This is a genomic window from Massilia phyllostachyos (assembly GCF_021044825.1).
Taxonomy (GTDB): domain Bacteria; phylum Pseudomonadota; class Gammaproteobacteria; order Burkholderiales; family Burkholderiaceae_D; genus Telluria; species Telluria phyllostachyos.
The window spans coordinates 513966-527774 of sequence record NZ_JAJNOC010000003.1; the positions used below are offsets into that span (position 1 = coordinate 513966).

Here is a 13809-nt window from a genome sequence, read left to right on the forward strand (position 1 = left end):
TCCGCCGTCCGCGCGTCCAACTAAAATTTGCACCGAGGCTTACCTTGAAACATGCCCTGATCGCCGCCGTCCTTTCGCTGGCCGCAACGCCCACGTTCGCGCAACTCCCGGCCCCGCTGAAATCCGACGTCACCACCCGCGTCAACGGCATGTACCCCTGGCTCGACACCATCTACAAGGACCTCCACGCCCACCCCGAAATCGCCTTCCAGGAAGTCCGCACCGCCGGCAAGCTCGCCGCCGAAATGCGCAAGCTCGGCTTCGAGGTCACCGAAAAGGTCGGCAAGACCGGCATCGTCGCCGTCCTGAAGAACGGCGCCGGCCCCACGGTGCTGGTGCGCACCGAGATGGACGGCCTGCCGATGGAAGAAAAAACCGGCTTGCCCTACGCCAGCCGTGCCAAGGCGGTCAGCAACGGAAGCGAAAGCTTCGTCACCCACAGCTGCGGACACGACATCCACATGTCGAGCTGGCTCGGCGCCGCGCGTACGCTGGTGGAGATGAAAGCAAAGTGGAAAGGCACCCTGGTCTTCATCGCCCAGCCCGCCGAAGAGATCGTCTCCGGCGCCAAGGCCATGCTGGACGATGGCCTGTTCAAGCGCTTCCCGAAACCGGACTACGCCTTCGCCCTGCATTCCTGGCCGCTGGCCCACGGCACGGTCGGCTTCAACAACGGCCCGGTCTCGTCGAACTCGGATTCCATCGAGATCGTGTTCAAGGGCCGCGGCGGCCACGGCTCGGCGCCCGATAAATCGCTCGACCCGATCACGATCGCCGCGCGCTTCGTGGTCGACGTCCAGACCGTGGTCAGCCGCGAGAAGGACCCGAAGGAATTCGGCGTGGTCACCATCGGCGCCATCAACGGCGGCACGGTCGGCAACATCATCCCGGACAGCGTGCAGGTGCGCGGCACCATCCGCTCCTACAGCCCGGACGTGCGCGCCAAGCTGTTGGAGGGCGTGCGCCGCGTGGCCAACGCTTCCGCCGCGATGGCGGGCGCGCCGGCGCCGGACGTCCAGCTGGTCTCGGGCGGCGCGGCCATCGTCAACAGCGAGGCGCTGGTGAGCAAGACCGAAGCCGTCTTCAAGGACGCGTTCGGCGCCGCCAACGCCCAGCGCATGCCGGCGATGACGGCCAGCGAGGACTTCTCGCTGTTCGTCAACGAAGGCATTCCGTCGATGTTCTTCTTCACCGGCGTCTACGATCCGAAGGCGGTGCTTGATGCCGAACGCGAAGGCGGCAAGCCGATCGCCTTCAACCACTCGCCTTTCTACGCGCCGGTGCCGGAACCGTCGATCAAGACCGCCGCGCAGGCCATGAGCCTGGCAGTCTTGAACGTCCTCGGCCGCTGAGCTTCTAGTCCTGCGGCCCCGCGAGTGTCCGCAGCTGGAAGCGGTAGTCGCGGTCGAACAGGAAAGTCTCGGAAAAGGTCATCGCTCCGGTATTGTCCGCTACCAGCCCCTCGGGCCGGGGCAGCGGCCCGCTGCGCAGCATCGAGGCCAGCGCCACCCGTGAGGCGTCCGGGTCGCGCGAGCGCTGTACCCGCACGTCCTGCAACTGCCCCTCCTTGTCCACCGTGATGTTCACCACCACGATCGCCGGCAGCAGCGGCGGCAGGCGCCCGGTGAAGGTGCGCTCCGCATTGCGCTCGAGGATGTGGCGCGCGACGTGGGTTTTATAGGCGTCGAGCGTCAGGGATGGCGGCGGGACGGGAGCTGCCGTCGGTGTCGGTGGGCCGACGTGGATGTTGCTGCGTTCTTCGACCGGGACGGCGGGTGGGGGAGGGCTGGTGCAGCCGCCCAGGAAGGCCAGCAGGACCAGGAAGCGCAGGAGGATGTTCATGGCGGATGAATGAGCGTCGCGGGTTGACGCCTCGGGGGCGTTCAACTTCGACGCTTTAAGTCATCCGGAGTTCCGTTTCTTGTGTGGCTGCGGTGAGTGAGCGGCTTCGGTAGGGAAATTGGGTACCGGCCTTCGCCGGTACGACGGTCTTCGAGCCAACGAATTAGGAAGTCGGCCATGTGCCTACGCACGTCATCCCGGCGAAGGCCGGGATCCAATTCCGTCGTGCAGCCAATAACTCAAGCTTTAGCCAAACAACCGCGCCAATTCACCTCCTGGCTCCGGCGCCCGCATGAACGCCTCCCCGACCAGGAACGCATGCACATCCGCCTCGCGCATCCGCTTCACATCCCCCGGCCCCATGATCCCCGATTCGGTCACCACCAGCCGATCCTCCGGAATCCGATCCAGCAGCCCCAGCGTCGTATCCAGCGACACCTCGAACGTCCGCAGATTCCGGTTATTGATCCCGACAAGCGGCGTCTTGAGCTTCAGCGCCGCCGTCAGCTCCTCCCCGTCGTGCACCTCGACCAGCACGTCCATGCCCAGCTCCAGCGCACACGCTTCCAGCTCCGCCATCAGCCCATGGTCCAGCGCCGACACGATCAAGAGAATCGCATCCGCCCCCATCGCCCGCGCCTCGTACACCTGATAGGGATCGACGATGAAATCCTTGCGGATCACCGGCAGCGCACACGCCGCGCGCGCCTGGCGCAGGTAGTCCACCGAACCCTGGAAGAACTGCACATCGGTCAGCACGGAAAGGCAGGCCGCGCCGTGTTCGGCGTAGCTGCGGGCGATGGCGGCCGGCTGGAAGTCGGGGCGCAGCACGCCCTTCGACGGCGAGGCCTTCTTCACTTCCGCGATGATGCCGGCGTGGCCGGCGGCGATCTTGCTGCGCAGGCTGCGTTCGAAACCGCGGATCGCGGCGCGCGATTCGGCATCGCTCTCGACCTCGCGGCGCAGGCTGTACAGGTCGCGCGCCTTCTTGGCGGCGGCGACTTCGTCGGCCTTGACGGCCAGGATCTTGTTGAGGATATCGGACATGGAGGTTTCAGGTTGACTAAGCGTGGCCGCCGAGCTGGCGCGTGACGGTGACGAATTGCTCGAGCTTGGCCAGGGCCGCGCCGGATGCGATCGTAGCACGCGCCTTGGCCAAGCCTTCCTCGATCGAGGACGTCACCCCGGCCGCGTACAGGGCGGTGCCGGCATTCAGGGCCACGATGTCGCAGGCCGGACCCGGTTCGCCGCGCAGCGCTTCCAGCACGCGCTCCTTCGATTCGGCGGTGTTGGCCACCTTCAGGTTGCGGCTCGCGATCATCGACATGCCGAAGTCTTCCGGATGGATCTCGTACTCGCGGATCTCGCCGTTCACCAGCTCGCCGACCAGGGTGCCGGCGCCCAGGGACACCTCGTCCATATTGTCGCGCCCCCACACCACCATCGCATGCTGGGCGCCGAGGCGCTGCAGCACGCGCACCTGGATGCCGACCAGGTCGGGGTGGAACACGCCCATCAGGATGTTGGGCGCGCCGGCCGGGTTGGTCAGCGGGCCGAGGATGTTGAAGATGCTGCGCACGCCCAGTTCGCGGCGCACCGGCGCCACGTGCTTCATGGCCGCGTGGTGGTTCGGCGCGAACATGAAGCCGATGCCGGTCTGGGCGATCGACTGGGCGATCTGCTCGGGCTTCAGGTCGATCTGGGCGCCGAGCGATTCGATCAGGTCGGCGCTGCCGCTCGACGAGGACACGCTGCGCCCGCCGTGCTTGGCCACGCGCGCGCCGCTTGCCGCGGCCACGAACATCGAGGCGCTCGAGATGTTGAAGGTGTTGGCGCCGTCGCCGCCGGTGCCGACGATGTCGAGCAGGTGGGTGGTGTCGGCCATCGGCACCTTGGTCGAGAATTCGCGCATGACCTGGGCGGCGGCGGTGATCTCGCCGATGGTTTCCTTCTTCACGCGCAGGCCCATGGTCAACGCCGCGACCATGGTCGGCGACATCTCGCCCGACATGATCTGGCGGAACAGGTGCAGCATCTCGTCGTGGAAGATCTCGCGGTGTTCGATACAGCGCAGCAGGGCTTCTTGTGGGGTGATCGGCATGGCGGGTCCAGTATGTGAAAGTCGTTTGCGTAACGCTCGCTTATCGCTAGCTCATCGCTCGCTCCGCAGCCTTCGATCCGTCATTCCGGCGAAGGCCGGAATCCAAGTTCGTCGCATACCAGCTAGCTCGAGCGGTAGCAACTATTCACACAAAATTGGGTTCCGGCCTTCGCCGGAACGACGGTCTTTGGGCTGGCGGTGTACGTCAGCGCGTCAGGAAATTCTTGAACAAGGCATGGCCGTGCTCCGACAGGATCGACTCGGGATGGAACTGCACCCCTTCGATGTCGTACTCCTTGTGCCGCACGCCCATGATTTCCCCATCATCGGTCCACGCCGTCACTTCCAGGCAGTCCGGCAGCGACGCACGCTCGATCGCCAGCGAGTGATAGCGGATCACGGTGAAAGGACTCGGCAGCCCCTTGAACACGCCTTCGCCGGTATGCGCGATGAGCGAGGTCTTGCCGTGCATGACCTGCTTGGCGCGGATCACCTTGCCGCCGAAGGCTTCGCCGATCGCCTGGTGCCCCAGGCACACGCCGAGGATCGGCAGCTGGCCTTTCAGCTCGCGCAGGATGTCGAGCGAGATGCCGGCGTCCTTGGGCGCCTTCGGTCCCGGCGAGATGCAGATGCGTTCCGGCGCCAGCTTCTCGATCTCGTTCAGCGTGATCTCGTCGTTGCGCACGGTGTGGACAATCTCGCCCAGTTCGCCCAGGTACTGGACGATGTTGTAGGTGAAGGAATCGTAGTTGTCGATCATGAGCAGCATGTCAGAACTCCCCATCCAGGCCGTCTTGCACCTGTTCGGCCGCGCGCAGCACGGCGCGCGCCTTGTTTTCGGTTTCCTGCCATTCCATCTCCGGAATGGAGTCGGCGACGATGCCGGCCGCGGCCTGCACGTAGAGGTTGCCGTCCTTGATCACGCCGGTGCGGATCGCGATCGCCACGTCCATCTCGCCGCCGAACGACAGGTAGCCGCAGGCGCCGCCGTAGATGCCGCGCTTGCTCGGCTCGAGTTCGTCGATCACTTCCATCGCCCGCACCTTCGGCGCACCGGTCAGGGTGCCGGCCGGGAAGGTGGCGCGCAGCACGTCGAGGTTCGACATGCCGTCCTTGAGCTTGCCCTCGACGTTGGAGACGATGTGCTGCACGTGCGAGTACTTCTCGATGACCATGCGGTCGGTGACCTTCACGCTGCCGGTTTCCGCGATGCGGCCGATGTCGTTGCGCGCCAGGTCGATCAGCATCACGTGCTCGGCGATCTCCTTCGGATCGGCCAGCAGTTCGGCGGCCAGCTCGGCGTCGCGTTCCGGCGTCGCGCCGCGGGTGCGGGTGCCGGCGATCGGGCGCAGGGTGACCTTCTTGCCGCCCTCATTTCCAGCACCTTGCAGGGCCTCGTTGCGGACCAGGATCTCCGGCGAAGCGCCGACGATCTGCATGTCGCCGAAGTTGTAGTAGTACATGTAGGGCGATGGGTTCAGCGAGCGCAGCGAGCGGTACAGCGACAGCGGCGAATCCACGTAGGGCTTGCGGATGCGCTGGCCAATCTGCACCTGCATCAGGTCGCCGGCCATCACGTATTCGTGGGCCTTGGCCACCGCCTTCAGGTAGTCGTCCTTTGAAAATTCGCGCACGGCTTCGGTACGCACCGAGCTCGAGGTCACCGGCGCGTCGACGCTCCGGCGCAGCATCACGCGCAGTTCCTTCAGGCGCTGGCGCGCACGGCCATAGGCTTCCGGATGCGCCGGGTCGGCGTAGACGATCAGGTACAGCTTGCCCGACAGGTTGTCGATCACCGCCAGCTCTTCGGTCAGCATCAGCTGGATATCCGGCAGGCCGAGGGTGTCGGGCGGGCAGGAGTCTTGCAGCTTGCGCTCGATGTGGCGCACGGTGTCGTAGCCGAAGTAGCCGGCCAGGCCGCCGCAGAAGCGCGGCATGCCGGGACGCAGCGCGACCTTGAAGCGCGACTGGAACTGTTCGATGAATTCGAGCGGATTGCCCTCGAAGGTCTCGACGACTTCGCCGTTCTTCACGACTTCGAGCCGGGTGCCGCTCGAGCGGATCAGGGTCGTTGCAGGCAGGCCGATGAAGGAATAGCGTCCGAAGCGCTCGCCGCCGACCACCGACTCCAGCAGGAAGGTGTTCTTGCCGGTCTGCTGGGACTGGGCCAGCTTGAGGTAGAGCGTAAGCGGGGTTTCGAGATCGGCGAAGGCTTCCGCGATCAGGGGGATGCGGTTGTAGCCCTGGTTGGCCAGCGACTTGAATTCGAGTTCGGTCATGCTTTTCTCCAGACCGCCCAAGCGTGGGGAGGGCGGTGGTTCACTTCAAAAAACCTGCCGGACGAGTGCGACCGGCAGCAATCAACGCGGCTTAGTTAGCCCAGGATTGCCAGCGTCGCCACAGCCAGGCCTCAAGGGCGCCGGTCTGGTTGACAGTGTGTTTTTTAGTGAAAAACATGTATAGATGACTTATTTTGCGGTGTCGTTATGCGCAGATATCAGCACAGCTGCTTCGAGCAGCGAACCCACTATACCATCGGATTTGATTTCTTGTACAGGGCGTCCGTGGTTATAACCATATGGGACGGTGAGCACGAAACAGCCGGCCGCACGCGCGGCTTCCGCATCGTTGGACGAGTCGCCGATCGCCACAACGTGTGACGGCGCCAGGTCCAGCGCGGCGCAAGCGCCCAGCAGCGGCATCGGGTCCGGCTTCTTCTTCGCGAAGGAATCGCCGCCGAACACGCGCTCGAAATACGGCGCCAGGCCTTTCTGTTCCAGCAGCGGTTCGGCAAACGCGACCGGCTTGTTGGTGACGCACACCAAACGAAGGCCCGCATCGCGCATGGCCTGCAGGCCTTCGATCACGCCGGGGTAGAGCGTCGCGCGCTCGCCGTTGACGGCCAGGTAGTGGCGCTGGTAGCCCGCCAGCGCCTCGTCGAACACGGCATCGACGCGCGCCGCATCCCAGTCGAGCAGCAGCGCATCGCGCACCAGTTTTTCGGAGCCCTTGCCGACCAGCGGCTTGATGACGTCCTGCGTGATGGGCCCGAGGCCCAGGTCGGCGCGCATGCCGTTCAGGGCCGCCTCGAAGTCGGGCACCGTGTCGAGCATGGTGCCGTCCAGGTCGACGATGGCGGCCCGGATGCCTGCTGCGCCGGCCCGCATTACTGGCCGACCTTCGCCAGTTCGGCGCGCATCGCGTCGATCACGGCCTTGTAGTCCGGCTTGCCGAAGATGGCGGAACCCGCGACGAAGGTGTCGGCGCCCGCGGCGGCTGCGGCGGCGATGTTGTCCGCCTTGATGCCGCCGTCGACCTCCAGCATGATGTCGCGGCCCGATTCGTCGATCATGCGGCGCGCCTGCTCGATCTTCTTCAGCGCCTGCGGGATGAAGGACTGGCCGCCGAAGCCCGGGTTCACCGACATGATGAGGATCATGTCGATCTTGTCCATCACGTGTTCCAGGTAGTGCAGCGGGGTGTGCGGGTTGAACACCAGGCCGGCCTTGCAGCCGTGGTCGCGGATCAGCTGCAGCGAGCGGTCCACGTGCTCCGAGGCTTCCGGGTGGAAGGTGATGATGTTGGCGCCGGCCTTGGCGAAGTCCGGGATGATGCGGTCGACCGGCTTGACCATCAGGTGCACGTCGATCGGCACGTCCACGTGCGGACGGATCGCCTGGCACACCAGCGGGCCGATGGTGAGGTTCGGGACGTAGTGGTTGTCCATCACGTCGAAGTGGATGATGTCGGCGCCGGCGGCGACGACATTGCGCACTTCCTCGCCCAGGCGGGCGAAATCGGCGGACAGGATGCTGGGGGCGATGCGGTAGGTGGTCATGGTGGCGGTGCGGGTAAAAAGGAAGCCGCTATTTTACGCCGATGAGGAGCGAAGCCGCTGTGGTGAAGCGCCTTTCGACGGCGCTGCGCGGTATGATTGTCGTTTGCGCCACACGTGGCGTTTCAGACACTCTTATCGATCACGCAAGGAAACCCCATGGCCGCCTATGAATTCGCTGTCACCGTCAAGACCCAGTACCTGGCGGAACAGTCCAACCCCGAGCGCGACCAGTACGTGTTCAGCTACACCATCACGATCCGCAATACCGGCAGCGTCGCCGCCCAGCTGATCTCGCGCCACTGGGTCATCACCGACGCCAACAATCAGGTGCAGGAAGTACGCGGCCTCGGCGTCGTCGGCCACCAGCCGCTGCTGCAGCCGGGCCAGCAGTTCGAATACACCAGCGGCACCGAGAGCGCCACGCCGCAGGGCTCGATGTACGGCGAATACTTCTGCGTGGCCGAGGACGGCCACCGCTTCGAAGTGCCGATCCCCGAGTTCGTGCTGTCGCAGCCGGGCGCGCTGCACTGATTAGTCGTTATTCGTCGTTGTTGTCCTGGTCCTTGCGGCCTGCGAACATGGTCCACCAGACGATAAAGACCAGCAGGAACAGCGCCACCCCAGCTTCCACCATCAAGATCCACATACCGGTCCTCGCCTTATGTTTCCGACACGCCGCAGTGTAACCGCTTCGCTTCTCCTCGTCGCCTTTTTGACGGCCTGCTCGACCACGCCGCAGCAAGAGCCGGCCAAGCCGGCCGAACCGACGCGCATGCCGCCGCCGGTCGGGCCGGTCTATGTGCCGCCGCAGCCCACGCCGCCTCCGGCCCAGCCGACCCAGCCGCCCGCGCCGACACCCCTGATGACGCCGGTCGCCTTCAGCGACCTGCCCGGCTGGCAGCAGGACGACCTGCGCCAGGCCTGGCCGGCCTTTTTGCAATCCTGCCGCGGCCTCGCCGGCAAGGCCGACTGGAAAGCCGTGTGCGCCGCCGCGCGCGGCATCGATGCGGCCGATGCGGCGGCGGTGCGGACCTTCTTCGAAACCTGGTTCGTGCCGAACCTGATGCGCGCCGCCGACGGTGCGGACGCCGGCCTGATCACCGGCTACTACGAGGCGATGCTGTACGGTTCGCGCAGGCGCGGCGGCGCCAATCAGACGCCGCTGTACCGCGTGCCGGACGATATGCTGACCATCGACCTGGGCAGCGTCTATCCGCAGCTGAAAGGCATGCGCCTGCGTGGCCGCCTGGCCGGCAAGACCGTGGTCCCCTACAGCACCCGCGCCGAGATCGCGCGCGCGCCGATCGCGGGCAAGGAACTGCTGTGGGTGAACGATCCGGTGGAGGCCTTCTTCCTGGAGGTGCAGGGATCGGGCCGGGTGCAGCTGGATACGGGAGAGACCGTGCGTGTGGCCTATGCCGACCAGAACGGCCATCCGTACAAGGCCATCGGCCGCTGGCTGGTGGACCAGGGCTACCTGACGTCGGCGGAGGCGACCGCGCAGGGCATCCGCGCCTGGATCGTCGCAAACCCCGGGCGCCGCCAGGAGCTGTTCAACGTGAACCCGAGCTATATCTTCTTCCGCGAAGAGAAGCTGCCCGATCCTTCGCTGGGTCCCAAGGGCGCGCTCGGCGTACCGCTCACGCCTGGACGCTCGGTGGCGATCGACCCCAGCTTCGTGCCGCTCGGCGCGCCGCTGTTCCTGGCCACCACCGAAGCGGCCAGCGATGTGCCGATGCAGCGCCTGATGATGGCGCAGGACACCGGCGGCGCGATCCGCGGCGCGGTGCGGGCCGATTTCTTCTACGGCTTCGGCCCGGACGCGGTGGACCGCGCCGGAAAGATGAAGCAGCGCGGCCAGGTCTGGGTCCTGATGCCCAAGCCGGCCTCGCGCTAGTGCGCCGCTACACCGAAGTTCCTGAAGCCCTCTCAGTCCTTTGCATGGCGCAGGCGGGTGCCGAAGACGCTCGCTGCCGCCAGCATGACTGCGCCGGCCGCGATGCCGCCTAATCCCGCGCGCACGCCGAAACCCTCGCCAAGCGCCCCCGCCAGCAGCGCGCCCAGCGGCGCCGCGGCCACCGTCAGCGCACGCATGGTCGCCACCATGCGGCCCAGCACCGCGTCCGGCGTCACCCGCTGGCGCAGCGCGATGTAGGGCACGAAGAACAGCGTGGCGCCGCAATCGATCCAGAACACCACCATCGCATAGGCGGCCAGGGTCCAGCCCGCGCTGCCGAACAGGGCGGCCGGAATGGCCGGCACCAGCGCGAAGCCGAGCGCCGACACGCACAGGCCGATCAGGATCCCGCCGCCGGTGCCGAAGCGTTTTGATAAAGGCTTGACCAGCAGCGAGGCCGCCAGCACGCCCAGGCCGCCGAGCATATTGGCCATCCCCATGGTCCCCGCCGTCATGCCGAGCACGCGGGTGGCGAAAATCACGTGCAGGGCGGTGTAACCGTAGAACAGCAGGTGCCAGCAGGCCGAGACCCAGGCCAGGGTGCGCAGCAGCGGCTGGCGCCACACGAAGGCGAGTCCTTCCTGGATGTCGCGCAGCGGATGCGCGTTCGACGGTGGCGGCTGCGGTTCGCGCTTCCGGATGCGGCGCAGGTTCAGCAGCGAGACGATGAAGCCGGCCACGTTGCACAGGATGGCGAGCGGGGCGCCCAGCAGCTGCACCAGGCCGCCCGCCATGCCGGGGCCGAGCACCCGCGCCGCCGATTCGGTCGCCGCGAACTTCGACTGCGCATCGACCAGGCCGTCGCGCCCGACCAGGAAGGTGAGGAAGACCTGCTCGGCGCTGCCGCCCACCACGTGGCCGGCGCCGATCACGAAGCCCACCGCGTAGAGCCAGTGTACCGACAGCACGTCGAGCCACCAGGCCAGCGGCACCGTGAGCAGGGCGGTGGCGACCATGGCGTCGCTGCACATCATGATCGGCAGGCGGCGCATGCGGTCCAGCAGCACGCCGGAGGGCAGGCCGAACAGCAGGAAGGGCAGCGATTCGAATGCGGCCAGGGTGCCCATCTGGGCCGGCGAGGCGTGCAGCATCAGCACGGCGCAGATCGGCAGGGCCAGCAGGGTGATCTGGGCGCCGAAATGGGCCAGGATGCTGCTGAACCAGAAGCGGCGGAAGTCCGAATCGATGATGATCTCACGCAAGATAGTGCGGAACCGGACATCATACCTGTGTTCGGCGTGCTGCGAGACGCTACAATTCCCCTGATCCATCCACATAAAGAAGGGGACAGCACCATGGACTACACCGATCTGCTGATCGAGCAACACGGCAAGGTCGCCGTGATCCGCCTGAACCGCCCGAAGGCGATGAATGCGCTGAACGACAATATGATGAACGAGCTGGGCCAGGCCCTGCATGCCTTCGACGCCGACCCGGGCGTGAACGTCATCATCCTGACCGGCAGCGACAAGGCCTTCGCAGCCGGCGCCGACATCGCGGCCATGGCCAACTATACGTATAGCGTGGACACCTACCCGGGCAACTACATCGGCCGCAACTGGGAGCACATCCTGAACATCCGCAAGCCGGTGATCGGCGTGGTGGCCGGCTACTGCCTGGGCGGCGGCTGCGAGCTGGCGATGATGTGCGACTTCCTGGTCGCCGCCGACAGCGCCAAGTTCGGCCAGCCGGAAATCAAGGTCGGCGTCACCCCGGGCGCCGGCGGCACCCAGCGCCTGCCGCGCGCGATCTCGAAATCGAAGGCGATGGACATGCTGCTGACCACCCGCATGATCGACGCCGCGGAAGCCGAGCGTACCGGGCTGGTCTCGCGCATCTATCCGGCCGAATCGGTCATGGAAGAGGCGCTCAAGATCGCCCAGGGCATCGCCGAGATGCCGGTGTCGGTCGCCATGCAGATCAAGGATTGCGTCAACCAGGCCTACCAGATGCCGCTGAACGAAGGCGTGCGCTACGAGCGCCGCTACTTCCACGCCGGCTTCGGCACCCCGGCGCAGAAGGAGGGCATGGCGGCCTTCCTCGAGAAGCGCAAGCCGAACTTCGAAGGCATGTAAATGAAAGCGGCGCTGCGGCGGGGCGCGGCGGTTGTCGTCATCGCCGCCGTCGCGGTCTATGGCTGCAGCACGCTGCCGCCGCTGGGGCAGCGCAGCGCCGGCGTGGCGCTGGAACGGACCGAGTCCACGCCGCTCGGGCAGGCGGTGGCGCCGCTGGCGGCCGCGAATCCGGGGCGCTCGGGCGTGCATCCGCTGGTCGACGGCCGCGACGCTTTTGCGGCGCGCGTGCTGCTGGCCCACAGCGCCGAACGGAGCCTCGACGTCCAGTATTACATCTGGCGCGACGACCTGACCGGCACCCTGATGCTGGATGTGCTGCGCAGCGCCGCCGAACGCGGCGTGCGGGTGCGCCTGCTGCTGGACGATAACAATACCGGCGGCCTGGACCCGGTGCTGGCCGCCCTCGACCGCCACCCGAACGTCGAGGTGCGCCTCTTCAATCCCTTCCGCATGCGGCGCTGGCGCGGGCTCGGCTACCTCACCGATTTCGGCCGCCTGAACCGGCGCATGCACAATAAATCCTTCACCGCCGACAACCAGGCCACCATCATCGGCGGCCGCAACATCGGCAACGAATACTTCGACGCCAGCGGCGACATGCTGTTCGTCGACCTCGATGTGCTGGCCGTGGGGCCGGTGGTGCGTGACGTATCGAAGGACTTCGACAACTACTGGAACAGCGCGTCCGCCTATCCCGTCAACACCCTGGTCGACGCAGGCGATGCCGAGCCTGCGGCGGCGCTGGCCGAGCGCGCCGCCGCCTACCGCGTGCAGGACGAAGCGCAGCGCTACCTGGAGGCGATTGTCAACTCGCCCTTTGTCGAGCAATTGGTGCGGCAGCAGTTGCCGCTGGAATGGAGCGTCACGCGCCTGGTCAGCGATCCGCCGGACAAGGTGCTGGGACAGGCCGAACCGGATGAGCGGATGGCGGTCGGCCTGCGCAAGTTGCTGGGCGAGCCGAAGCAGTCGGTCGACCTGGTCTCTCCCTATTTCGTGCCCAGCAAGGAAGCGGCGCAGGCACTGGAGGATCTGGCGCGCAGCGGCGTCAAGGTGCGGGTGCTGACCAATTCGCTGGAGGCGACCGACGTCGCCGCCGTGCATGCGGGTTACGCCAAGTGGCGGCGCGAACTGATCGAGGCCGGCGTCTCCTTGTATGAGCTGCGCCGCAGCTGGGGGGCGGCGCTGCCGGAGACGGGGAGGGGACGCTTCGGGAGCTCCGCCTCCAGCCTGCATGCGAAAACCTTCGGCGTGGACGGCCGCACCGTGTTCATCGGCTCCTTCAATATGGACCGGCGCTCGATCGACCTGAATACGGAGATGGGATTCGTGATCGACAGCCCGGCAATGGCGGCGCAGCTGAGCAAGACGCTGCGGGAGAGCATGCCGGAACGGGCGTATGAGGTTCGCGTGGACGGGCAGGGCAAGCTGTATTGGCTCGAGCGCACGGACGGGAAGCTACTGCGCCACGACCAGGAGCCGGGCACGACTTTCTGGCAGCGCGCCGGGGTGCAGGTGCTGTCGATCCTGCCGATCGACTGGCTGTTGTGAGTTCACGTGGCCCTTGCGGGACCTCGGGCGCTTTGCTATAGTTCTGCTCCTCCGACGCCGGCGCAGCTTCTTGAAGCAGCGAAGCGAAGGAAAAGAAGGGGTTGACGATAAACGCAAAACACCGCATAATCTCGCTTCTCTGCTGCTGACGAACACAACGCTTCGCACGGTGCAGCAAGGTAGTACAGAATACCGATCTTTAACAATCAACAGTCGATAAGTGTGGGCGTTTGATGAGGGTGCCAGCTGACTAGTTCAGCTGATTACTTAAATTATCAAATGTTCGCACAAAGTATTAAACGTAAATCTTCGAAAGAAGGTTTCGTCAGTATTTTGAGTGAGCGACTCCGCTAGCGATAGCGGATGACTCGAAAGAGTCAACAAACAGAGATTGAACTGAAGAGTTTGATCCTGGCTCAGATTGAACGCTGGCGGCATGCTTTACACA

General features: G+C 65.7%; 13 protein-coding genes. 5 read left to right on the forward strand and 8 right to left on the reverse strand.

Annotated features, from left to right (window positions below; translation table 11 throughout):
• Positions 1 to 44: 44 nt before the first annotated feature.
• On the forward strand, positions 45 to 1352 hold the full coding sequence (locus LQ564_RS13220) for an amidohydrolase (RefSeq protein ID WP_231058558.1): 1308 nt from the start codon (positions 45 to 47) through the stop codon (positions 1350 to 1352).
• Between the two features lie 4 nt (positions 1353 to 1356).
• Here LQ564_RS13220 and LQ564_RS13225 read toward each other — a convergent pair whose 3' ends face one another.
• The 7 genes from LQ564_RS13225 to rpe all read right to left on the reverse strand — a co-directional run bounded on the left by LQ564_RS13225 (position 1357) and on the right by rpe (position 7781).
• Positions 1357 to 1842, reverse strand: coding sequence for an energy transducer TonB (locus LQ564_RS13225; protein WP_231058559.1), 486 nt, complete (start codon positions 1840 to 1842; stop codon positions 1357 to 1359).
• 246 nt (positions 1843 to 2088) lie between these two features.
• On the reverse strand, positions 2089 to 2889 hold the full coding sequence (gene trpC, locus LQ564_RS13230) for an indole-3-glycerol phosphate synthase TrpC (RefSeq protein ID WP_231058560.1): 801 nt from the start codon (positions 2887 to 2889) through the stop codon (positions 2089 to 2091).
• A gap of 16 nt (positions 2890 to 2905) precedes the next feature.
• The gene (gene trpD / locus LQ564_RS13235) at positions 2906 to 3943 is read right to left on the reverse strand and encodes an anthranilate phosphoribosyltransferase (protein WP_231058561.1); all 1038 of its coding nucleotides are present in this window, start codon (positions 3941 to 3943) and stop codon (positions 2906 to 2908) included.
• Positions 3944 to 4148: 205 nt separating this feature from the next.
• Complete coding sequence (locus tag LQ564_RS13240; protein WP_231058562.1) at positions 4149 to 4712, reverse strand: anthranilate synthase component II; 564 nt, start codon at positions 4710 to 4712, stop codon at positions 4149 to 4151.
• Between the two features lies 1 nt (position 4713).
• Complete coding sequence (trpE, locus tag LQ564_RS13245; RefSeq protein ID WP_231058563.1) at positions 4714 to 6222, reverse strand: anthranilate synthase component I; 1509 nt, start codon at positions 6220 to 6222, stop codon at positions 4714 to 4716.
• A 189-nt stretch (positions 6223 to 6411) separates the two neighbouring features.
• Positions 6412 to 7110, reverse strand: a complete 699-nt coding sequence (locus LQ564_RS13250) for a phosphoglycolate phosphatase (protein WP_231058564.1) — start codon at positions 7108 to 7110, stop codon at positions 6412 to 6414.
• Entirely contained in the window at positions 7110 to 7781 is a 672-nt protein-coding gene (gene rpe, locus LQ564_RS13255) for a ribulose-phosphate 3-epimerase (protein ID WP_231058565.1), read from the reverse strand. The genes LQ564_RS13250 and rpe overlap by 1 nt, the downstream gene beginning before the upstream one ends.
• 156 nt (positions 7782 to 7937) lie before the next feature.
• Between rpe and apaG the strand changes: the two genes are divergently transcribed.
• The gene (apaG, locus tag LQ564_RS13260; protein ID WP_231058566.1) at positions 7938 to 8312 is read left to right on the forward strand and encodes a Co2+/Mg2+ efflux facilitator ApaG/CorD; all 375 of its coding nucleotides are present in this window, start codon (positions 7938 to 7940) and stop codon (positions 8310 to 8312) included.
• A gap of 130 nt (positions 8313 to 8442) precedes the next feature.
• The gene (gene mltA / locus LQ564_RS13265) at positions 8443 to 9678 is read left to right on the forward strand and encodes a murein transglycosylase A (RefSeq protein ID WP_231058567.1); all 1236 of its coding nucleotides are present in this window, start codon (positions 8443 to 8445) and stop codon (positions 9676 to 9678) included.
• Positions 9679 to 9710: 32 nt separating this feature from the next.
• On the opposite strand, the gene LQ564_RS13270 is transcribed toward mltA, so the two are convergent.
• Complete coding sequence (locus tag LQ564_RS13270; protein WP_231058568.1) at positions 9711 to 10940, reverse strand: MFS transporter; 1230 nt, start codon at positions 10938 to 10940, stop codon at positions 9711 to 9713.
• Between the two features lie 93 nt (positions 10941 to 11033).
• On the opposite strand from LQ564_RS13270, the gene LQ564_RS13275 reads away from it, so the two are divergent.
• Positions 11034 to 11813, forward strand: coding sequence for an enoyl-CoA hydratase (locus tag LQ564_RS13275; RefSeq protein ID WP_231058569.1), 780 nt, complete (start codon positions 11034 to 11036; stop codon positions 11811 to 11813).
• A complete protein-coding gene (locus LQ564_RS13280; RefSeq protein ID WP_231058570.1) occupies positions 11814 to 13361 on the forward strand; it encodes a phospholipase D family protein in 1548 nt (515 codons plus the stop codon). It abuts the gene before it with no gap.
• Positions 13362 to 13809 lie beyond the last annotated feature (448 nt).

Excerpts from the sequence above, each read along its gene's own strand:
- LQ564_RS13225 (WP_231058559.1), bottom strand. The coding sequence starts at position 1,842 with ATGAACATCCTCCTGCGCTTCCTGGTCCTGCTGGCCTTCCTGGGCGGC.
- trpC (WP_231058560.1), bottom strand. The coding sequence starts at position 2,889 with ATGTCCGATATCCTCAACAAGATCCTGGCCGTCAAGGCCGACGAAGTC.
- trpD (WP_231058561.1), bottom strand. The coding sequence starts at position 3,943 with ATGCCGATCACCCCACAAGAAGCCCTGCTGCGCTGTATCGAACACCGC.
- LQ564_RS13240 (WP_231058562.1), bottom strand. The coding sequence starts at position 4,712 with ATGCTGCTCATGATCGACAACTACGATTCCTTCACCTACAACATCGTC.
- trpE (WP_231058563.1), bottom strand. The coding sequence starts at position 6,222 with ATGACCGAACTCGAATTCAAGTCGCTGGCCAACCAGGGCTACAACCGC.
- LQ564_RS13250 (WP_231058564.1), bottom strand. The coding sequence starts at position 7,110 with ATGCGGGCCGGCGCAGCAGGCATCCGGGCCGCCATCGTCGACCTGGAC.
- rpe (WP_231058565.1), bottom strand. The coding sequence starts at position 7,781 with ATGACCACCTACCGCATCGCCCCCAGCATCCTGTCCGCCGATTTCGCC.
- apaG (WP_231058566.1), top strand. The coding sequence starts at position 7,938 with ATGGCCGCCTATGAATTCGCTGTCACCGTCAAGACCCAGTACCTGGCG.
- mltA (WP_231058567.1), top strand. The coding sequence starts at position 8,443 with ATGTTTCCGACACGCCGCAGTGTAACCGCTTCGCTTCTCCTCGTCGCC.
- LQ564_RS13275 (WP_231058569.1), top strand. The coding sequence starts at position 11,034 with ATGGACTACACCGATCTGCTGATCGAGCAACACGGCAAGGTCGCCGTG.
- LQ564_RS13280 (WP_231058570.1), top strand. The coding sequence starts at position 11,814 with ATGAAAGCGGCGCTGCGGCGGGGCGCGGCGGTTGTCGTCATCGCCGCC.